The organism is Microbacterium sp. MTN4-26, assembly GCF_042846595.1.
GTDB classification, from domain to species: Bacteria; Actinomycetota; Actinomycetes; order Actinomycetales; family Microbacteriaceae; genus Microbacterium; species Microbacterium luteum.
This window is the reverse complement of sequence record NZ_BTGO01000002.1, coordinates 196,743-217,781: the sequence shown is the minus strand read 5'-3', so window position 1 is coordinate 217,781 and position 21,039 is coordinate 196,743. Positions and strand designations below refer to the sequence as shown.

The 21,039-nt window shown below is 69.0% G+C and carries 15 protein-coding genes; 11 read left to right on the top strand and 4 right to left on the bottom strand.

What is annotated here, in order from left to right:
- Positions 1-39 precede the first annotated feature (39 nt).
- From ACGG9C_RS02515 to ACGG9C_RS02465, 11 genes are all read left to right on the top strand, one after another.
- Positions 40-1,992, top strand: a complete 1,953-nt coding sequence (locus tag ACGG9C_RS02515; protein ID WP_286794720.1) for a DUF6541 family protein — start codon at positions 40-42, stop codon at positions 1,990-1,992.
- Positions 1,992-3,197 (top strand): glycosyltransferase family 4 protein, encoded by a 1,206-nt coding sequence (locus tag ACGG9C_RS02510; RefSeq protein ID WP_286794718.1) that lies wholly within the window; start codon positions 1,992-1,994, stop codon positions 3,195-3,197. The genes ACGG9C_RS02515 and ACGG9C_RS02510 overlap by 1 nt, the downstream gene beginning before the upstream one ends.
- Positions 3,194-4,393 (top strand): glycosyltransferase family 2 protein, encoded by a 1,200-nt coding sequence (locus ACGG9C_RS02505; protein WP_288420039.1) that lies wholly within the window; start codon positions 3,194-3,196, stop codon positions 4,391-4,393. The genes ACGG9C_RS02510 and ACGG9C_RS02505 overlap by 4 nt, the downstream gene beginning before the upstream one ends.
- A gap of 3 nt (positions 4,394-4,396) precedes the next feature.
- Entirely contained in the window at positions 4,397-5,536 is a 1,140-nt protein-coding gene (locus ACGG9C_RS02500) for a glycosyltransferase family 1 protein (RefSeq protein WP_288420040.1), read from the top strand.
- Complete coding sequence (locus ACGG9C_RS02495; RefSeq protein WP_288420041.1) at positions 5,533-6,804, top strand: lipopolysaccharide biosynthesis protein; 1,272 nt, start codon at positions 5,533-5,535, stop codon at positions 6,802-6,804. Before ACGG9C_RS02500 ends, ACGG9C_RS02495 begins: the two co-directional genes overlap by 4 nt.
- Positions 6,794-7,684, top strand: coding sequence for a glycosyltransferase family 2 protein (locus tag ACGG9C_RS02490; RefSeq protein ID WP_288420042.1), 891 nt, complete (start codon positions 6,794-6,796; stop codon positions 7,682-7,684). The genes ACGG9C_RS02495 and ACGG9C_RS02490 overlap by 11 nt, the downstream gene beginning before the upstream one ends.
- A gap of 46 nt (positions 7,685-7,730) precedes the next feature.
- The gene (locus ACGG9C_RS02485; protein WP_288420043.1) at positions 7,731-8,612 is read left to right on the top strand and encodes a glycosyltransferase family 2 protein; all 882 of its coding nucleotides are present in this window, start codon (positions 7,731-7,733) and stop codon (positions 8,610-8,612) included.
- 31 nt (positions 8,613-8,643) lie between these two features.
- Positions 8,644-9,585, top strand: a complete 942-nt coding sequence (locus tag ACGG9C_RS02480) for a UDP-glucuronic acid decarboxylase family protein (protein WP_288420044.1) — start codon at positions 8,644-8,646, stop codon at positions 9,583-9,585.
- A 24-nt stretch (positions 9,586-9,609) separates the two neighbouring features.
- Entirely contained in the window at positions 9,610-10,479 is an 870-nt protein-coding gene (gene rfbA / locus ACGG9C_RS02475; RefSeq protein ID WP_286795209.1) for a glucose-1-phosphate thymidylyltransferase RfbA, read from the top strand.
- Positions 10,479-11,477 carry a dTDP-glucose 4,6-dehydratase gene (rfbB, locus tag ACGG9C_RS02470; RefSeq protein ID WP_286795199.1) on the top strand — a complete coding sequence of 333 codons (999 nt, stop codon included), beginning with the start codon at positions 10,479-10,481 and terminating at the stop codon, positions 11,475-11,477. Before rfbA ends, rfbB begins: the two co-directional genes overlap by 1 nt.
- A gap of 73 nt (positions 11,478-11,550) precedes the next feature.
- A complete protein-coding gene (locus ACGG9C_RS02465) occupies positions 11,551-12,969 on the top strand; it encodes a bifunctional dTDP-4-dehydrorhamnose 3,5-epimerase family protein/NAD(P)-dependent oxidoreductase (protein WP_286795201.1) in 1,419 nt (472 codons plus the stop codon).
- Between the two features lie 51 nt (positions 12,970-13,020).
- Here the strand turns inward: ACGG9C_RS02465 and ACGG9C_RS02460 are convergent, their stop codons facing one another.
- From ACGG9C_RS02460 to ACGG9C_RS02445, 4 genes are all read right to left on the bottom strand, one after another.
- Positions 13,021-14,481, bottom strand: coding sequence for a DUF2142 domain-containing protein (locus ACGG9C_RS02460; RefSeq protein WP_286795203.1), 1,461 nt, complete (start codon positions 14,479-14,481; stop codon positions 13,021-13,023).
- A 106-nt stretch (positions 14,482-14,587) separates the two neighbouring features.
- Entirely contained in the window at positions 14,588-15,802 is a 1,215-nt protein-coding gene (locus tag ACGG9C_RS02455) for a glycosyltransferase family 2 protein (RefSeq protein ID WP_286795205.1), read from the bottom strand.
- A gap of 3 nt (positions 15,803-15,805) precedes the next feature.
- Positions 15,806-19,291, bottom strand: a complete 3,486-nt coding sequence (locus tag ACGG9C_RS02450) for a glycosyltransferase (protein WP_390178201.1) — start codon at positions 19,289-19,291, stop codon at positions 15,806-15,808.
- 82 nt (positions 19,292-19,373) lie between these two features.
- A complete protein-coding gene (locus ACGG9C_RS02445) occupies positions 19,374-20,978 on the bottom strand; it encodes a glycosyltransferase family 39 protein (RefSeq protein ID WP_288420046.1) in 1,605 nt (534 codons plus the stop codon).
- Positions 20,979-21,039: the final 61 nt, after the last annotated feature.

Genomic DNA, 21,039 nt, shown 5'->3' with positions numbered 1-21,039 from the left:
CTACGATATCTCACTGTTGTCCACCGGCCGGGAGTCGAGATGAATGAGGCTTGGCTTGCCGCCGCACCGTCGGTGCTGATCGCCGTCGGCGTAATCCTTCTTCCGGGTGCTGCCGTGATCGCAGCCGGATGGGGCCTGAGATCCGTCACGGCCTGGCTGTTCGCGCCCGCCGTGTCTCTCGCGGTCGTCGCCGTCGCGGCGACCGCAGCCCCGCTGGCGGGCCTGCGCTGGTCGCTGCTGCCCGTCGCGATCGTCGCCGCCACCACCGCGGCGGTCGCGTTTGCGGTGCGACGCTGGGTCGGCCGCACCGAGGCTTCCGTGCCGTGGGACGCCCCCGCTGCGCCGTCCCGACGCGCGGCCGCCCCGATCGCCGCCGCGGTCGGACTCGTCGCGGCGGCCGCAACGATCGGAACCCAGCTCGCGGTCGTTTTCGGCGACCCCGAGAACATCTCGCAGACCTTCGACGCGATCGTGCACCTCAACGCGGTCCGCCTGATCCTCGACACCGGCGACGCCTCGATCTTCACGGTCGGCAGCGCCTCCGACATCGACTTCTACCCGAACGGGTGGCACAGCGTCGTCACCCTGGTCGCGCAACTCGGCGGAGGCGGCGTGGCGCTCGCGGTAAACGCCGCCAACATCGCCATCGGCGCCGTGGTGTGGCCAGCCTCCGCGCTCGCACTCGCAGCCGCGGTGTTCGCGGCGCGCCCCGCGGCGCTCGCGCTGACGGCGGCGCTCACGACAGGGTTCGGGGCGTTCCCGCTGCTGCTGCTCGACTTCGGCGTTCTGTACCCGAACTACACCGCGTACGCAGCGCTCCCCGCCGGCATCGCTGCGGTGTGGCTGCTCCTGCGCACCCGCGGGCGTGACCGGCTGCGCACCGCGCTGCTACTGGTCACCGTGTGCGCGGCCATCGGGATCTCGCACCCGAACGCGTTCCTGGCGCTCTACGCCCTCACCGTGGCGGGCATCGCCTGGATCCTCGGCGCGGCGGCCTTCACCAAACGTACGCGCGCCGCGGTCACCGTCGCCGCCGTGACCATCCCCGCCCTCGCCCTGGTCGGGGTCGGCCTGTGGCGCTTCGGCCGCACCAACGAGGAGATGTCCGGGTGGGGCGCGTGGCAGAGCACGGCGCAGGCCTTCGGCGAAGCCGCCCTCGTCGCCCCGCGCGGGTATCCGATCACGGTGACCACCGCCCTCCTGCTGATTCTGGGAATCGTCGTCGTCGTCCGCCGTCCGGCTCGCTGGGCCCTCGCGGGGATCCCGTTCGCAGCGGCCGCGCTCCTGTTCATCGTCGTCAGCGGCCTCCCCATCGGCACGCAGATCCGAGACCTGCTGACCAATCCCTGGTACAACGACTCGTACCGGCTCGCGGCGCTCCTGCCGATCGCGGCGATCCCCGTCGCCGTCCTCGGCGCCCTCGTCCTGATCGACCTGCTGAACCGGGCCGCGCGTCGTGGGCGGTGGACGGAGCCGGTCCGGATGGGCGTCGTCGCGCTCGCCGCGGCCGCGGCGTTCAGCGTCGCTGTCGGCCCCAATGTCACCGCGACGATGCATGCCGCACAGGGCGCCTACCGGCTGGACGGGTCCGCGGCGCTACTCACGGAGGACGAGCAGATCCTGCTGGACCGACTGGATGAGACGCTGCCCGCGGATGCCGTGCTCATCGTCAATCCGTGGACGGGCGGCTCGCTCGCGTACGCTCTCGCGGGGCGCGAGGTGCTGGAGCTCCACGTCTTCGGCACGCGCACGGACGACGAGGAGTACGTCGACGCCCACCTCGCCGACATCGACGACGACCCGCGCGTGTGCGAGGCCGTGGACCGCCTGGGAGCGGAGTACGTGCTCGACTTCGGATCCCAGAACGTCTTCAAGAGCAAGAACTCGGGCACCGAGCGCAGCGGCATCAACGACCTCGAGCCCTCCGATCGCCTCGTCCTCGTCGACGCCGAGGGTGACGACGCCCGGCTGTTCCGTATCGAGGGGTGCTGATGCCCGTGACATCCGTCGCGATCGCCTACGACTGCCTCTTCCCGTACACCACGGGCGGCGGCGAGCGGCAGTACCGCGCCTTCGCCACCGAGCTCGCCGGCCGCGGCCTCACGGTGGACTATCTCACCGCCCGCCAATGGACGGGGGCCGCGCCCGAGGAGCCCGGGTTCCGGGTGGTCGCGGCCACGGGCCCGCTCCGTCTGTATTCCGCGGACGGTGTCCGCCGATCCACCGCCGCCGCGGCGTTCGCCTGGGGACTGTTCCGCACCCTCCGCCGTCGCCGCCACCGGTACGACGCGGTGATCGTCAGCGCACTCCCCGTGTTGAACGTCTTCGCCGCAAGGGCCGCGCTGGCCGGAACCCGCACGACGCTGATCGCCGACTACCTCGAGGTGTGGCGGCGCCCGCAATGGATCCGGTACGCCGGCCGCGCCACCGGCACCCTCGCGTGGTTCCTGCAGCGCCTCGCGATCGCGCTCACACCGGTCGCGACCGCCCACTCGCAGCTGAGCGCCGGGCGCCTGCGCGCGGAGGGCCTGCGCGGGAGGCTGCTGGTCAGCCCCGGCCTGATCGAAGGCGGCGGCCCGGAGCCCGAGACGCGGGATGCGGCGTCGCCGCCGTTCGTGCTGTACGTCGGACGCCATATCCCCGACAAGCGCGTGGAGTGCCTCCCTGCGGCCGTCGCCGTCGCACGCGAGCGCATCCCGGACCTGCGCCTCGTCATCCTGGGGGAGGGACCGAGCGCCCCCGAGGTGCGCGCCGCGATCCAGGCCGCCGACGGGGACGGATGGACGGACCTGCCGGGCTTCGTCTCCCAGGAGCGCCTCGACGAGCTCATGGCGACCGCGGCGTGCCTGGTGAACCCCTCGCGTCGCGAGGGCTACGGTCTCGTGGTCGTCGAGTCCGCCGCACGCGGGACGCCCGTCGTGCTCGTCGCCGACGAGGGCAACGCGTCGACCGAGCTGATCGAGGCGGGACGCAACGGCCACGTGGCCGCGAGCGCCGCGCCGCGCGACCTCGGTGATGCGATCGGCCGTACCGTGGCCGGTGCCGGTGCGCTGCGGCGATCCACGTCAGACTGGTACCGCGAAGCACTGGCGACGCGCACGATCCGCCGCACCATCGACGCGATCGTCGACACCGTGCGAGACATCCGCGGCGCGGGCGACGATCGCCCCCGCGCCGAGAGAGCAGAGAACAAGTGAACCGACCCGTCGAGACGGATCCCGTCGAGCTGACCATCCTGATGCCGTGCCTCAACGAGGCCGAGACGCTGGCCGTCTGCATCCAGAAGGCCCAGGGCTTCCTCGCGCGCAGCGGTGTGCGCGGTGAGGTGCTGATCTCCGACAACGGCAGCACCGACGGCTCCCAGCAGATCGCCGCAGACCTCGGCGCACGGGTCTCGCACGCCCCGCGCCGCGGATACGGTGCCGCCCTCATCAACGGCATCGAGCAGGCCCGCGGCAGCTTCGTGATCATGGCCGACGCCGACGACAGCTACGACTTCGAGAACCTCGAGCCGTTCGTCGAGAAGCTCCGAGCAGGGGCCGACCTCGTGATGGGTAACCGCTTCCGCGGCGGGATCGCCCCCGGCGCCATGCCCCCGCTGCACAAATACCTCGGAAACCCCGTGCTCTCCGGCATCGGGCAGCTGTTCTTCCGGCCCGGCATCGACGATTTCCACTGCGGACTGCGCGGCTTCAATCGCGAGCGGATCCTGAGCCTCGACCTCCAGACGACCGGGATGGAGTTCGCCTCGGAGATGGTGGTCAAGGCCTCACTCGCCCGCTACCGCATCGAAGAGGTGCCGACCACGCTCAAGAAGGACGGCCGCTCGCGCCCGCCGCACCTGCGCAGCTGGCACGACGGCTGGCGCCACCTGCGGTTCCTGCTGATCTTCGCGCCGCGCTGGCTTTTCGTGTATCCCGGCCTGTTCGCGTTCTTCGTCGGTGCCATCGCGGTCGGAGTCCTGTCGTTCGGCGGCGTGCAGATCGGCGCCGTCGGGTTCGACGTGACGACCATGGTGTACGCCAGCGCCCTGTGCGTGACGGGCTACCAGTCGCTGCTGTTCTTCTGGCTCACCAAGCTCTACGCCACCCAGGAGGGATTCTTGCCAGCGAGTCCGCGGTATCGCTCGATTGTCGCGAGGTGGAGCGCCGAACGGGGCCTCCTCATCGGCCTCGGCCTGTTCGTGGTGGGCGTGGGGATCGGCGTCGTGCAGGTGCTCCGATGGGGCAGCCTCGACTTCGGGCCGCAGGACGCGACCGAGGTGGTGCGGATCGCGATCCCGAGCGCGCTCGGGATCATGCTGGGGTTCCAGACCGTCATGATGAGCTTCTTCTCGGGCGTGCTCTCCACCCCTCGGCGCGAGGTCCGGCCCGACGCCGTCATCGAGAGCTGATCCATGCCCGACCGGATCCTCGTGGACCTCCTCTCGTACACCGGAACGCGCGGTGGCACCGAGACGTACGTCCGCGAGATCGCTCCCCGCCTGCCCGACGCACTGCCCGGTGTGGAGCTGATCGCCCTGGCGAACCGCGTCGGCGCGGATCGTGTGCGCGCGTTCTTCCCGGGACAGGTGCGCACGCTGCGGACGGTCGGCGCCGATCGCGTCAGCTGGGCCCTGGGCGCGGTGTTCGGCACGACCCGCGCCGCCCGCGCGGCGGGTGCCGACCTGGTCTGGTGCCCCGCAAACTTCGGCCCGATACGCCGCGGGCCGAGCCGCCGGGTGGTCACGGTGCACGACGCCATCTACCACGAGGCGCACGGCTCGCCCATCGCCCGCGTGGTGAGCGCGATAACCTCGTGGCTGATGACCCGATCTGCTGTCACCGCGGACGCCGTCGTTACCGTCTCGCAGGCCGCCGCCCGCGCGATCCGGACGCACATCGGGGTGTCCGCCGACCGCATCGCCGTCGTCCCGAACGGGTCGAGCGCGGGCTTCGCGCCCGCCGATCCGTGGGCGGCCGTCGCCCCCCTCGGTGTGCACCGCGGTCGCCCGATCGTGCTGAGCACGGGCAACCGGCTGCCCCACAAGAACTTTGCCGGCCTCCTGCGCGCGCTGGCGTCCGTCGCCGCCGAAGACCGGCCGCTCGCGGTGATCACGGGCGGCGGGTCCGCCGATCCGCTGACGGGGCTCCGCTCCGCGCTCGGGCTGGACGCCGACGTCGTGCTGCCCGGATGGGTCGGCGCCGAGCAGCTCGAAGCGCTCTACGCCGTCGCGGACCTGTACGTCTGTCCGTCGCTGGCGGAGGGGTTCGGGCTGCCCGTCGTCGATGCACTCCGCCGAGAGGTCCCTGTGCTCGCCAACGACATCGAGGTTCTGCGCGAAGTCGGCGGCGATGCCGCCCGCTACGCCGACGCCACGGACGCGGCGGGGTTCGGGCGCGCACTGCGCTCGTCGCTGTCGGACCCGCCCGCCGAGGCGGCGCGCACGACCGCGAGGGAGTGGGCCGAGCGCTTCACATGGGAGCGGGCCGCCACCGCCACCGCCGGAGTCCTTCGCGACGCTCTTCACGGAGACCGACCGGAGGCAGGCGCATGACGGCCGATCCCCTGCGCCGCCGCCTCGTCGGCTTCATGCTGCTGCCGGCGATCGCCGCCGTGTCGCCGTTGATCGTCCTCCCGCTCGTCTCGCGCGAGGCCGGGCCTGGCGGCTGGGCCAGCGCGATCGCCGGCGAGTCGATCGGCACGTTCGCCGCCATCGTGGTCGGCTACGGCTGGCCGGCCATCGGTCCAGCGCTCATCTCCATCGCCTCGGGGATCGACGAGCGCGCGCGCCTCTACCGCGAATCGCTCGTCGTGCGGCTGCTCCTGGCCGCCGTGTCGATCCCCGTGCTCGGCGTCGTGTGCTGGCTGGTCGCGTCGCCGGGTGCGGAATGGCTCACGGTCCTGATGGGCGTGCAGGGCGCGCTCATCGCCCTGTCGTTCACGTGGTACTGCGCCGGAGTCGGACAGCCGCGCACGATCATCTTCTACGACGCGGTGCCCCGCGTCGCGGCCACCGCGGCTTCGGCCGCGGCGATCGCCGCGACCGGCATCGTCGAGCTGTTCCCGCTCGCCGGCATCGCGGTCACGCTGGTGGGCACCGGCCTGTTCACCGCACGCCTGCTGCGCTGTCACCCCGGACCGTGGCCCGGCACGCACGACCTGCCGGGCCTGCTCCGCACCGGCCTCCCCGTGGCGCTCAACGACGCCGCGCTCAGCGCATACTCGAGCGTGCCCGCACCGCTGGTCAACGTGACCGCCGCGCCGGATGCCGCAGCCGGGTTCGCCTCCGCCGACAAGATGTTCAAGCTGGGCAGCGTGCTGCCCTTCACGCTCGCGAGCGCACTGCAGAGCTGGGTGGGAGAGGTCACCGGCCCGGCGCGCGGACGCCGGGTGCGCCTGGCTCTCCTCGCCCACACAGGTTTCGGACTGCTGGGCGGGATCGTGCTGGCGGCCCTGGGCCACTGGGTGAGCCTGGTCCTGTTCGGCGCCGACGCCGCCGCCGGCGTCGACCTGCTGATCGCGATGGGCCTGGTGTTCATGTTCCTGAGCATCCGCACGTCCATGACCCGTCACGCGCTCTTCCCCGCCGGCCAGGCGGCTGTCGTGATGCGCGCCAGCCTGATCGCCACGGCGGTGGGCGTGCCGGTCATGATCGCCCTCGCGATCGCGATCGGCCCGCTCGGCGCGGCGATCGGCTACGCGGTCACCGAGGGTGCGGCGACCCTGCTGCTGTGGCGGCCCTGCGCGGCGGCCGTGCGCGCGCTCGACGCGGCCGACGCCGCACACCTGCTCGATCGAGACCGGGAGCACCATGACGACTGAGACCTCTCCCGCCCCGCAGGCCCGCCCCACGGTCGGCGCGGTCGTGCTCACGTGGCGCGACCGCGACCAGACGGCGGCCTGCGTGGCGCACCTGCTCGACGGCGATGCGGTGTCGCGCGTCGTCGTGGTCGACAACGAGGCCGACGGCACCATCGCCTCGGCGATCCCTGCCGATCCGCGCCTGTCGTTCCGCGAGCTGGACGCGAACACCGGCTTCGCCGTGGGCGTGAACGCCGGGATGCGGGAGCTGCTCGCGGACGCGTCGATCGATCAGCTGCTCGTGATCAACAACGACGCCACCCTGACCGCAGCCGACCTCGAGCTGCTGCGTGCGGAGCTCGACCGCTCGCCCGCCCTCGGCGTCGTCGGGCCGCGCATCGTCACTCCGGAGGGGCAGGAGTTCTCGGCGGGGGGTGTGCTCTCCCGCGTCACATGGAGCATCCGCCAGCCCCGGCCCGGCGAACAGCCGGACTTCCTCACGTGGGCGTGCGTGCTGCTCCGGCGAGAAACGCTGGAGTCGGCGGGTCTCCTCGACGAACGCTTCTTCATGTACTGGGAGGACGTCGAGTACGGGCTGCGGCTGAGCGGCCACGGAATCGCCTTCGCCGAGGTCGGGGACGCCCGCCTGGTACACGCCGTGTCGTCGTCGCACGCGCGGGCAGGGTCGCGCATACTCGCATACTCCAGCCAGGCGTTCCGACACTTCCTGCGGCTGCACGGCGGACGCACCCGGGTGACGGGCTACGCACGCCTCGGCGCGAAGACCCTGATCACCGCGATCACCGGCGATCTCCGTGGCGCCCGCTACGTGCTTGCGGGCTGGCGCCTCGGCCGCGACGCTCCCGATCCCGCCTACCCGGCCTTCGACCGCCTTCCCTGACCGAGGCGATCGAGGCCGCAGCGGCCGCGTCGGGCAGAATGGACGGGTGGATCTTGCCCTGGTAGTCACGACGCTCGGACGCCTCGACCCGCTTCGCGCACTCCTCGAGTCTGTGGAGGGCCAGCTGGAGGCTGGCGACCGCGTGGTCCTTGTGGCGCAGGGACGCGGCGACGAGGTCGCCGCTCTGGCGGCGGAGTTCGCCGATCGAGGTGTGCCGGTCCTGGCGACCGAGTCGGCGCGCGGTGCGTCGCGCGGACGCAACGCGGGGGTTGCGGTGCTCGGCGCCGGTGATGCCGTGCTGCTCTTCCCCAACGACAACACCGTCTTCCCCGCCGGCGTGCTCGGTCGGGTTCGCGAGGGCGTCGCCGATCCCGGCTTCCTCGCGGGCGGCTTCACCTCGTGGGACGAACGCGGCCCGAAGACCACGCTGCCGCCGGCCGGCACTCCCCTCGACCGGTGGAACGTCTGGAGCGTGATCGAGATGGGGATCCTGCTGCGGCGCTTCGTCTTCGAGCAGATCGGCGGGTTCGACGAGCGGATGGGTCCTGGGGCGGCGACCCCTTGGCAGGTCGCCGAGGGGACCGACCTGCTCCTGCGCGCCCTGGGGGCGCGCTCCGAGATGGCCGAGGGCTTCGCCTGGCTCCCCCACGATGTCTACGTCGAGGGGATCTCGACGGCGTTCGGGCTGACGACGGCGGAGCGCCGTCGCAAGCTGCGGGCATACGGCCGCGGCACGGGGCACGCGCTCAGGATCCACCGCTACCCGTGGTGGTGGCGCGCGGCATTCACTGCGGCAGGGCTGCTCTACGGGGTGCGCAACGCGCGCCCCATCACCGCCCTCGACGGCTGGCCCATGTTCCTCGGCCGCCTCGAGGGCGGGCTGGGGCGCACATTCGGGCAGCGGAATATGGTGTCCACCACCCGCTGAGCGGCACGTGCCCCGGTGCTACGCTACCGAGGTGTCATCCAGGGTTCTGATCACCGGCGGCGCGGGCTTCATCGGCTCGCATCTGTCCGAGCGACTTCTCGCCGAGGGTCACGACGTCATCTGCGTCGACAACTTCTTCACCGGATCGCGGCGCAACATCGAGCACCTGTTCGGCAACCCGCGCTTCGAGGTCCTGCGTCACGACGTGACGTTCCCGCTCTACGTCGAGGTCGACCAGATCTACAACCTCGCCTGCCCCGCGTCACCAGTGCACTATCAGCACGACCCGGTGCAGACAACGAAGACGAGCGTGGTCGGCGCGATCAACATGCTCGGCCTCGCCAAGCGTCTGCGCGTGCCGGTGCTCCAGGCCTCCACCTCCGAGGTCTACGGCGACCCCGCGGTGCACCCGCAGACCGAGCAGTACTGGGGGAACGTCAACCCCATCGGTCCCCGCAGCTGTTACGACGAGGGCAAGCGCGCCGCCGAGACGCTGTTCTTCGACTACCGACGTCAGCATGCCCTCGACATCAAGGTGATCCGGATCTTCAACACCTACGGTCCGCGTATGCACCCCAACGACGGCCGCGTCGTGTCGAACTTCATCGTCCAGGCGCTCCGCGGTGAGCCGATCACGATCTACGGCGACGGCTCGCAGACGCGCTCGTTCTGCTATGTCGATGATCTCGTCGACGGCATGGTGCGCCTCATGGACACCGGGCACGAGGTCACCGGCCCGATCAACGTGGGCAACCCCGGCGAGTTCACCATGCTCGAGCTCGCCCAAGCGGTCTTGGAGATCACCGGCAGCGGCTCCGCGATCGAGCACCGTTCTCTCCCGCAGGACGACCCCAAGCAGCGCCAGCCCGACATCTCGCTCGCACGGAGCGAACTCGGGTGGGAGCCGTCCGTCCCGCTCACCGACGGCCTGCGTCGCACGGTCGACTACTTCCGCCGCGCGCTCGCTGACTGACCTAAGATGGCAGGATAGATGCCTGTGAAGGGCATCATTCTGGCCGGGGGTTCCGGGACGCGTCTGCATCCGATCACGTTGGGGGTGTCGAAGCAGCTGGTGCCGGTGTTCGACAAGCCAATGGTGTATTACCCGTTGTCGACGTTGATGCTGGCGGGGGTTGACGAGATCCTGGTGATCACGACGCCGCATGACGCGGCCGCGTTCGAGCGGCTGCTGGGTGATGGGTCGCAGTTCGGGGTGCGGTTGTCGTTCGCGGTGCAGCCGTCGCCGGACGGGTTGGCGCAGGCGTTCACGATCGGTGCGGAGTTCATCGGGGATGACCGGGTGGCGTTGGTGCTGGGTGACAACCTGCTGTACGGGCCGGGTCTGGGAACGCAGCTGAAGCGATTCTCGGATGTCGATGGTGGGGCGGTGTTCGCGTACTGGGTCGCCGAGCCGCAGGCGTACGGGGTGGTCGAGTTCGACGGGGATGGTCGGGCGGTGTCTTTGGAGGAGAAGCCGGCCGAGCCGAAGTCGAACTACGCGGTCCCGGGGCTGTATTTCTACGACAACGATGTGGTGAAGATCGCGCGGGGACTGCGGCCATCGGCGCGGGGCGAGTACGAGATCACGGATGTGAACCGGGCGTATCTGGAGCGGGGGAAGCTGCAGGTGGAGGTGCTGCCGCGGGGGACGGCGTGGTTGGACACCGGGACGGTGGACGACATGCTCGACGCGGCGGAGTACGTCCGCACGATGGAGCGGCGTACGGGGATGAAGATCGGTGCGCCGGAGGAGGTCGCGTGGCGGCAGGGGTTCCTGTCGGATGAGCAGCTCGCCGAGCGAGCGCGTCCGCTGGTGAAGTCCGGGTACGGCCGGTACTTGCTGGAGCTGCTGGAGAGGGGACGCTGATGCGTAGGCTGCTGGTGACCGGTGGTGCCGGGTTCATCGGATCGAACTTCGTCCACCATGTCGTGGCGCACACCGACGATCGCGTCACGGTGCTGGACAAGCTCACCTACGCCGGGAACCGTGCCTCGCTGGCCGGGCTCCCCGAGGACCGGGTGGAGTTCGTGCAGGGCGACATCGCCGATGCGGGTCTGGTGGATGACCTGTTCGGGCGGGTGGACGCGGTGGTGCATTACGCCGCGGAGTCCCACAACGACAACTCCCTCGATGACCCGCGTCCGTTCCTGGACACCAACATCATCGGCACGTACACGCTGCTGGAAGCCGCCCGCCGCCACGGGCGCCGGTTCCATCACATCTCCACCGACGAGGTGTACGGAGACCTGGAGCTGGACGACCCGGCGAAGTTCACCGAGACCACCCCCTACAACCCGTCGTCGCCGTACTCGTCGACGAAGGCGGGGTCGGATCTGTTGGTGCGGGCGTGGGTGCGCTCCTTCGGGGTACAGGCCACGATCAGCAACTGCTCGAACAACTACGGCCCGTACCAACATGTCGAGAAGTTCATCCCCCGGCAGATCACGAACGTGATTCGCGGGATCCGCCCGAAACTGTATGGGGCGGGGCAGAACGTGCGGGACTGGATCCACGCCGACGACCACTCCTCCGCCGTGCTGACCATCCTCAAGGGCGGCACGATCGGGGAGACCTACCTGATCGGCGCGGACGGCGAGAAGGACAACAAGACCGTCGTGGAGATGATCCTCACCCTGATGGGACAGCCCGCCGACGCGTACGACCACGTCACCGACCGGGCCGGCCACGACCTGCGGTACGCGATCGACTCCACCCGGCTGCGCACCGAGCTGGGCTGGCAGCCCCAGTACGCCGACTTCGAAGCGGGCCTGGCCGCGACGATCGACTGGTACCGCACCCACGCGGACTGGTGGGCGCCGGCCAAAGACGCCACCGAAGCGTTCTACGCCACCAAAGGCCAGTAGACCCGCATCCCTCGCCGACGCCCCGGTCCGCGCATCGGCACGGGGCCAGCGACAACACGAAGGACATACCCCTGTGACGGAGTTCGGCAAGAAGCTCACCGCCACCCCGACCCCGATCCCGGGGCTGGTCGTGTGGGACCTGCCCGTCCACGGCGACGCCCGCGGCTGGTTCAAGGAGAACTGGCAGCGGGAGAAGATGACCGCCGCGGGCCTCCCGGACTTCGGGCCCGTGCAGAACAACATCTCCTACAACGACGCCGCCGGCACCACCCGCGGCATCCACGCCGAACCCTGGGACAAATGGGTGTCCGTCGCGACCGGACGCATCTTCGGCGCCTGGGTCGACCTGCGCGAGGGCCCCACCTTCGGGACCGTGTTCACCACCGAACTCGACCCCTCGAAGGCGATCTTCGTGCCCCGCGGCGTTGGGAACTCCTACCAGACCCTCGCACCCGACACCGCCTACACCTACCTCGTCAACGACCACTGGTCCCCCACCGCCGAATACACCTTCCTGAACCTCGCCGACGAAACCGCCGGAATCGACTGGCCCATCCCCCTGGACCAGGTCGAGATCAGCGACAAGGACAAAGCCCACCCCCGCCTGACGGACGTTACCCCCATGGCCCCCCGGAAGACCCTCGTGCTCGGCGCGAACGGGCAGCTCGGCCGAGCCCTCCACGCCCTCTGGGGCGACCAGCCCCACATCGAGTACGCCACCCGCGCCGACCTCGACCTCACCAGCCCCGCGCTGCCCACCGCACGCCGCTGGCGCGACTACGACACCATCGTCAACGCCGCCGCCCACACCGCCGTCGACACCGCCGAAACCCCCCACGGCCGCACCGACGCCTGGGCCGTCAACGTCACCGCCGTCGCCGCGCTCGCCCGCATCGCGACCGCGCACGGCATCACCCTCGTCCACATCTCCAGCGACTACGTCTACGACGGCACCAGCGACTGCCCCTACACCGAAACCGACCCCGTCAGCCCTCTCGGCGTCTACGGACAGACCAAAGCCGCCGGCGACGCGATCGTCACCACCGTCCCCCGCCACTACATCCTCCGCACCAGCTGGGTCATCGGCGACGGCCACAACTTCGTCCGCACCATGGCAAGCCTCGCCCAACGCGGCACCGACCCCCGCGTCGTCGACGACCAGACCGGACGCCTCACCTTCACCCCCACGCTCGCCGAAGGCATCCACCACCTCCTCACCACCCACGCCCCCCACGGCACCTACAACCTCACGGGCACCGGCGAACCACACACGTGGGCCGACATCGCCCGCACCGTCTACACCCTCACCGGACACGACCCCGCCCGCATCACCGGCGTCACCACCACCGACTACTACTCCACCGCGGAGCACGCCACCGCACCACGACCCCACAACAGCACCCTCGACACCACCAAGATCGAGAACACCGGATACACCCCCACGGATGCGATCGCGTCGCTGAGGTCCTTCCTCGCGGACACCGCCCAATAGGACGCTTGGTCCTGGCACCGTTCAGCCGTCCCTGCCAGAGATGGGCAGTCCCTACCGCGAACCACTCTCGCGCTGGCTGTCCGCTGCCGCGTCGGATCGGATGAATCGCAAGGTGACGATCACGGCGCCGACCATCAGCACCGCCATCAGCAGGCTCGATATCACGACTCCCGAGATTCCCCCGGGTGACAGCAGCGCCCACTGCGACAAGCCATCTCTCGTCAGACGGTAGAAGTCCGCTTCGTATGCGCCGGCGTACGCACGAAAGAGACCGACCGCAGCCACAAGGACGAAGGCAATGAGGAGCCCCGTCCCCACACGCCGTCGATGAGCAGCAGGGATGAGCCGACGCCAAGCCACGGCGCTCATCACCACCAGGATGAGGATCGCAACGAAGAGGTAGCGCCCCTGCATACCGGCGAAGAGCTGAGTGCGCACGTAGTGCCGCCAGGTGTTGACGATGAGCATCAGGACCAAGAGAGTCGGGAGCGACATCAGCACCGCCATGCGCAGCTTGTCGCGGTCCCGCACGAGGAAATAGACCACGATCATCGCGAGCGAGACGATGCTGAGCAGGTCTGTCAGGAAGTCCGGCAACGCATAGTCGAGGAGGCCGAAGTCGCCCCAGAAGCTCGTCGTCACGCGGATCCACATCACGTCGAGATAGCTGACGAGATCTGGTCCGGTACCCGGTTCCCAGGGAACGGTCTGGCGGATGCCGGCCAGACCACTGGGTTGAAGGTCGCCATATATCAACAGGTTCCGCAACCACCACCACCCTCCGAGAGCGAAGGCGATGGCGAGTGCCGTGACAGAGCGGATCACACGCGTCCGAATGCGCACCCCACGTGGCCAGACCAACAGCACCGCCGCTACGAAAGGAATGAATGGCAGGGACGTTCCCTTGGCGAGAAGTGCCACTCCCAAGCTGATTCCCACAGCGACAACGGTCCGGCGACGGTCATCGCCCGTCATCACTCGTACGCAGAGCCAGCCGACGACCGAGCACAGCAGGATGGTTAGCCCATCGTTGGACACGGCCCCCGCGATCTGTCCCAGCTGCGGAACGAGGAAGATGCTCGCTGCCGCGAGAATTCCCGCCTTGGACGAGCCGGTCATGCGGCGGGCGGCATCCCATAGCAGCGACGGCAGCGGCAGCATCAGGAGGACTCCGCCGAGGCGGAGCGAGAGCAGCGCGACATCGGCGCGCAGCTGCTCATAGCCGACCGCCTGGAGCGCGCCTGCCGCGAGCAGATAATAGAGCGGCGGGTGCTGTGTCATCTGGTCGACACCGCCGTCACCGGGGTGGTCCGCCATCAGCTCGCTGAACGTCGATCGGTCGCGTCCTGCCAGAGCGGCCTCGTCTCGCGCCGCGACCACAGCCTCACTCAGGCGCGCGTCACCTGGTGCCGGCCAGGTGAGCCCTTGCGTCAGGCGGATGGCGCTGTTCAAATGCGCATGCTCGTCCGGTGCGCCGTAGATAGGGGTGAGAAACGCCCAGAGCGTGAGCATCGCAGCGAAAGCCGCCGTGAGCGCTGCGAGAACCACGAGCTCCGGTCGTGTCACCCGTGGGATGCCGACACCGCCCGGCGCTTGCGCGCCTGAGCCGGTCGCAGTCTCAGGCGCCACCCGCTCCTCCCGAGGATCGGAACGCGCGCACGCCACGCGACGCCAGCGCTCGCGGGGCATCCAGCGCCCTGCGCACAAGCGCGCGTAGGCGCGCCTCCGGCCGCGCTCTCAGACGGCTCACGACGCTTTCCGCGTGCTCTCGCTCGGATTCCGCACGCCGACGCTGTGCTGCTTCCGCTCGGTAGAGGTCTCGCCAGCGGGTGCTTGCGTCGATGTGCTCGATCTCGAGCGGGATCACGACTCCGGCTATGGCCTCCGCCGAGTGACGCTCGGCGATGGTGTACTGGTCGCCGGGCGCGGCGAGCAGGGGTTCCAGGCGGCCGGGGACGATGGCACGACCAGACTGCAGCAATTCCGCCAATGTCGTTTCGAGTCTGGTCTCGGAAGCGAAGCCCTCCGACGGCACCTCGCTGGATCCCGGGTGCTGACCGGGATGCCGCACGAGGTACAGCGACTCGAGCACGCCCGCTTTCCAGAATCTGTAGTCTCGCATGCCGTGATGGCGTGGACTCGGGTTCAGGAGCGGGTTCGCATCGTATGCGCGCCCCGTGTTGATCACCTTGGTCTCGTACTGGGAGTACGTGCGCCACGGCACATGCAGGACCTCCAGCGCGAACCGGGCGTCCGGCGTGCCCAGGCTCGGGATGTCGACGCCATGGTTGCCCTGCTGCACCGTCACACCGACGCGGCCGACGTGCACCACGTCGGCCGTGGGATGGGCATGGAGCGCGACAGTGCTCATCAGGGTGCTCTCCTCGCGCACATCGCGCTGGGTGAGCCGCCGAATCCACGCGCCGCTTCTCGCCGGGACGCCCGTGAGGTTCACCACCGGGACCGGAAATGAGCCGATGCTCGTCGGGATCCGTGAGAGGGCATCCCGCAGCGTGAGCCGCGGATCCTTTGCGATGAAGAACTCATCGGCATCCGCATTGATCACCCAGGTGGCCGCATGCTCAGACGCTGCGCGCGAGGCCATCTCCGAGACGACGCCGGTCTGGTTCTTGTCATGCGCGAGGTAATCGTGCACCTCGACGCGGCCGGATGCTGCATAGTCGGCGAGGATCTCTCGAGTTCCGTCGACGGAGCCGTTGTCCGTGGCAATGATGAGGTCTACGCCCTGTGAGAGATGATGCTCGATCATCGCGGCGATGATGTCCGCTTCATCCCTCACCATGAGGGTCATGACGATCTTCAGGTCAGCCAACAGTCACCCATTTCTCCCGCGCATCGCGAGTGCGTCATTCAGCAACCGTCGAGCCCGAGCATCGAACGAGTGCTCAGAAGCGACAGAACGTGCGAGACGCTCCCTCTCGGAGTCCTCGGGCCATCGATCGGATGCCGGATCCAGGAGGGCTCGCAGCTCGTCGACGCTCTCGTAGGACTGAACCTGCCCCTCGAACAGCTCGGTCATCCCGGGGACGGGGTCGCTGATGACGCGCGCGCCGGTCGCCGCCGCATCGAACAGCCGATTGGAGAAGAAGCCGAATTCCGCCATGTCGCGCCAGTGATCGTTCAACACGAACGTCGCCCCCGCGTACGCGCCAGGCAGATCGTCGTTGTCTATGCCTGTTCCCTTGAGGTAGCGCGGCTCGATGAATCGGTCCCAGCCGTCGTCGCCGAACACGGCGAGCTGCGCACCCGCGTCGATGGCGTCGGACACGATCCGTCTCGACACGCCTCGGGTCCGTCCCACGAAGAGCACCTCGTGCGCAGCGCCTCCCCTGGCCTCGAGGTTGAACTTCGAGGCGTCGGTGGCCTGCAGCATCGTATGCACATCGACACCCCACCGATCCCGAACGTGCTGGGCCCAGATCTCACCCGCAGAATAGATGCGATCGTAACCCGATTCCAGCTCTTGTCGGGTGACGAGATCGGGATGACTGATGACCCACAGCAGGTTGGTCGCGCCCGGCTGAGGGGTGAAGGGGACCAGACCCCGCAGGGTCACCGTGACGTCGTCCCAGCCGCCGGAGTCCCGCACATGGGCGCTCGCACGATCGACGACGACTTCCTGTCCGCACCGGCGGAGTGCATCCGCCAGCGCTGATGCGAAGAACGTATCCCCCCACACATCGCCCGACGCATCACCGGTCGCGGAGGTCTTGATCGCCCACCGGAGGCACGGCGCGCTCTCATCGACCATGGCAGCCGAGTGATCGCGTCGTGCCAGGACGAGGCGGGGCTCCCACAGCGGCGAGCCTGCCAGACGTTCCCAGATGACATCCCGGAGCTCCACCGGACCTGAGTCGAAGATCGCTCGGTCGTCGAGCGCTGTGATCACCCGTCGCCACCGCCGCGCGAAGCGTGCGCGGTTGGGAAGCTGGAAATCCATCCGGCCAGGCGACCGAGATTCGAAATGCACCACCCGTGAGGACGTTCGCACCGCGAGCGGACGAGCGTCCGCTCGAAGACGAAGACACAGGTCGACATCCTCCATGCCGTTCACATAGTGCGGGTCGAAACCTCGCAGTCGAGCGAAATCAGCCCATTCCATCGCGAGGCAGGCCGCCGTGAGCGCTGAGAACCGATAGTCATCGATGGCTGGATCGAGATCGATCGGATGCACGGCGGGCAAGAGATGCCTCGGCATCGAGAACCCGCCCAAGAAGATCGTTCCGGCCGTCTGGATCGTGCGGTCACCGTACAGCAGGAGCGGCTGAACCGCGCCCGCGCCCTCCGACAGCGCGCCCGCCAGCGGCTCCAGCCAGCCCTCCTGAACAGCGGTGTCGTTGTTCAGGAAGACGACGCAGCGCGCTGGCTTCGTCGTCGCACCGACGTTCGACCCGAGGGCGAAATCCGTATTGCGGTCCATGCGACGCACGGTGACGCGTACGTCCGATGCGAAGCACGCGGCCAGAATGGTGGCGACCGGGCGGCGAGAGCCGTTGTCCACGACGACGACGTCGACACCGTCTCCCGTCGTCTGGAGCACGTGCCGCACCGCACCGAGTGTCATCGCCCAGTCCTGGTAGGTGGGGATGACGACCGTGACCTCGCCGACCGGGTCCTGGTCGAAGTCGACGAGGTGCCGGCTGCGGGCGGCGTTTGCCCCTGCCCGCATTTCTAGATCCGGGTCTTCTCCCTGACGCGATCGACTGACGAGGTCGGCGGGTAGAACGGCTGCTGTCCCTGAAGCCGAGAGACCGATGAGCGCGTGCCACACGATCCCGCGATCAAGAGAGGGATCGGGCAGCACCGCACGCGAACCCGTCCCCCGAAGCACCACGCCTGCCCCGTCGAGGTCGTCGAGCCAGAGGGCGTCGTCCGACCGCAGCCAGGGCTGCGGTGTCGTGGGAGACACCACCGCTGCCGCAGACACCCCTGGCTGCTCTGCGAGCGCGGCGACAGCCGAAGACAGGAACTCGGGCCTCCAGCGCTGCGTGGGCGTCCAGAATGTCCAGCCGTCGGGCTGCGCGTCACGCAGGATCTCCGCGACGACCGCTCCGACCGTGTCGGTCGGGTTGCGGGGGACGAAGTCGATGAATGGCGACGCCTCGACGAGTTCGTCGAGCTGGGCGGTCCGGGTGTCGTCGTCAGTCTCGATGACCGCCACGCGCAGTCCGGACAGCGATTGCTGTGCGCAGGATGCCGCGAAGTCCTGGATGACCGACGCCGCCCGGAGGTGCTGTTCATCGACGAAGACCACGCACGTCTCCGTCGCCTGCGCCCGCCGCGGGGCGGAGGTGTGGTGGCCGCGAACGGGACCGTGAGCGCGAAGCCGGCCGAGAGAATCGTGATAATCGCGCACACGAGATCTGACGAGGGCTTCCGCTTGACCGCGGGTGATCGAGCGGACCCCCGCTGAGGACGGCGTGAGACTGTCCCGGTGCGCGTTCTCGAGGAAGTGCGCCAGGATGCTCCCCCCGTCGCTCGCGACCGGTTCGGACTCGAGGTACTTCGTTCCCCAGAAGTGAGGGCTCGCCTGGCCGAGCTCGCCGCGGGCGACGAAGTCGAGGAACAGATTGATCGGCCGCCCACGATGTCCCTGTGAGCGATCGGCGACCGAATACCACTCAGCTTCGAAGAAAGGATTCAGCGCACGGCCGTCGAGCTCGCCGTTGGCGAGATAGTCGTCGAGCGCCGCTTCACGGGAGACCGGTCGGGCCCCGCCCACCTGAGAGCGGTAGAAGCGTTCATCGATCATCGCGGACGAAAGCGCTGTGCGGGAAGCCGCCACGAGATCGCGACAACCCGCGATGTACTCCTCGTAGTTCAGTTCACGAAGACCGACCGTGAGCCGCACCGATCGCGGGTCGCGCCGGGCGCGCCGAGTGAGACCGGCGACCCATCCTCCGCTGTCGTCGAGATGCTCGCTGACGTCGAAGCTTCCCAGGAGCCGACTGGGTGTTCCGAGCCAGCGTGTCCGCGGCTCGCCCCCTCGGGCGATACGAGCGAGCTGATTGCGCAGCAGCAACGACGCCGCACGCGAGAAGCGCACAGCCGGAGCATCGATGAACGGAGTCGGCACGACGCCCAGCTTCCATCCGTGGTGAAAGTAGTGGCGAGCGGCCGCCTCGTCGTCGTCGAAGTTGATGCCGAGCTGCATGCTGTAGTGCGCGGACACAACGATGTTCGTCCCCCGGCGCGATCTCACGTACGGCGTCGCGAGCACGGGGACCGCGGCGTCGACCATACGCGACGTCCCGAGGCGCCGGGCCAGCCGACCCAGTCGCGCCATGGTCAGTGGTGCCATGGGTGCCTCTATTCCGTGGAATGCGCACGCCCGTGCGCGCTGATTCGTGTCGGAGCCCGTTCGAGAGCCCCGCCGATTCTACCTATCCGGCACTGGTGGGCTCATCTGAGCGGGTCCCGCGTGGACTTTCCCCTCCCCGGGGAAGCGCGGCCTTCGCGTTTCCACCGCCCTGAGATCGTGCGGCAGCGATGCCGAGCACGGCGTGCGCCGCCATCGCCGCGACCATCAGAAGCACGATCCACCCTGTCGGCACCCCGTGCGCAAGGGCCAGCGATTGAGCCGGCTCACCGTTCCAGACCCTGGCGTATACCCACCACAGCCCTGCCCATGTCGGCGCAGGCGCAAGCACGACACCGACCACGGCGAGCGCCCGGACGCCACGACCGACGTGACGACGCACGATCCAGGCGAAGAGGACCGCGATGGTGGCGGCCAAAGCGGCGATGCCCGCGAACACATACCGACCTTGAATGCCCTGTGCAGGCCTTCCGAGATCCCAGAAGATCCGGTGCGCGTTGACAACGGTCGTCGCCACGACGAGCGCCGGGAACAGCCACAAGCTGAGAAGGAGGGCGCGTCGACGGGCGACGACGACCGCGACCACCAAGGCAACGACGAATCCGAGTCCGGCGAGATCCGCGACGAGCTCCGGCAAGGCGAACTCGGGGCGACTGCCCCGCCCCCAGAACGACCGGTTGAATCGCACGACGGCGTTGCCGACGAAGAACCAGAAGTCATAGCCCTCCGCGGGATTGCCGATCGGTTCACGCCCGCCGAGAATGCTCGGCTGGATCCGCCCGAGAATGATCAGGTTGCGTGCCCACCACCACCCGCCGATCACGAACGCCACGAGCATCGGGGTCGCCACAAGTGCCGCCTTGCGCAGCAGCCCGGATGCCAGCCATGCGGAGCGGACTGCGATCAGCGCGATGACGGGGATGAGCATGAGCGCCAGCCCTTTGGTCAGGAGGGCAACCCCGAGGGCCGCACCCGACCAAACGAAGTACCGGATCGCACGTTCCCTATCGCCGAGCCCTCTGATCGCGAAGTACGTTGCCGCCGCACACGCGACGACCAGGAGGTTGTCGTTGTTCACGAAACCGCCGCTGTTGGTGAAGTACGGCACGAGGAGAACGGCAGCCCCACCGACGAGGCCCGCGACTCGGGAGGAAGTGACCCGACGGGCTATACCCACGACAAAAGGAATTGAACACGCGAGCATGAGTGCGGACATCGACCGCATGATCATCTGCGCCTGGTCCCAGCGAAGCTCTTCGCCACCGGCTGCCCACACAACGGCCGCAACAGCTCCGTAGTACAGCGGCGGGTGCTGAACCATCTGGTCGCGGGCCTGCCGTTCCCAGTCATCCCCCTGCAGCAGCAGTGCGCGATCCGCTGGATCCGGCAGCACCTCAAGGCGCTGGTCGAGGTAGGAGCCGCCCGACTCGGCGACCGCTTGAATGGTCGACTTCTCGATGCGTGCGTCATAGGGGCGAGGCCAACCGTCGCCGGCGACGAGACGGGTTACCGAGTTGTAGTGCGCGTACTCATCGGGCCCCGTGAACGGGGGCATCACCACAGCCCACAGGAGCGAGAAGGCGAGAGTGAGAAGAGAGAGCGCAGCGATGGCCACGTGGTACGCGCTCGATCGGGTCTCTGCACCACCGCGGTGCGGCTTGATCGACATGATCAGTCCTCGCTCGCCCATTCGGGCGTGTGTGTCTCGTGGGGCGTTCGAGGTGCCGTCT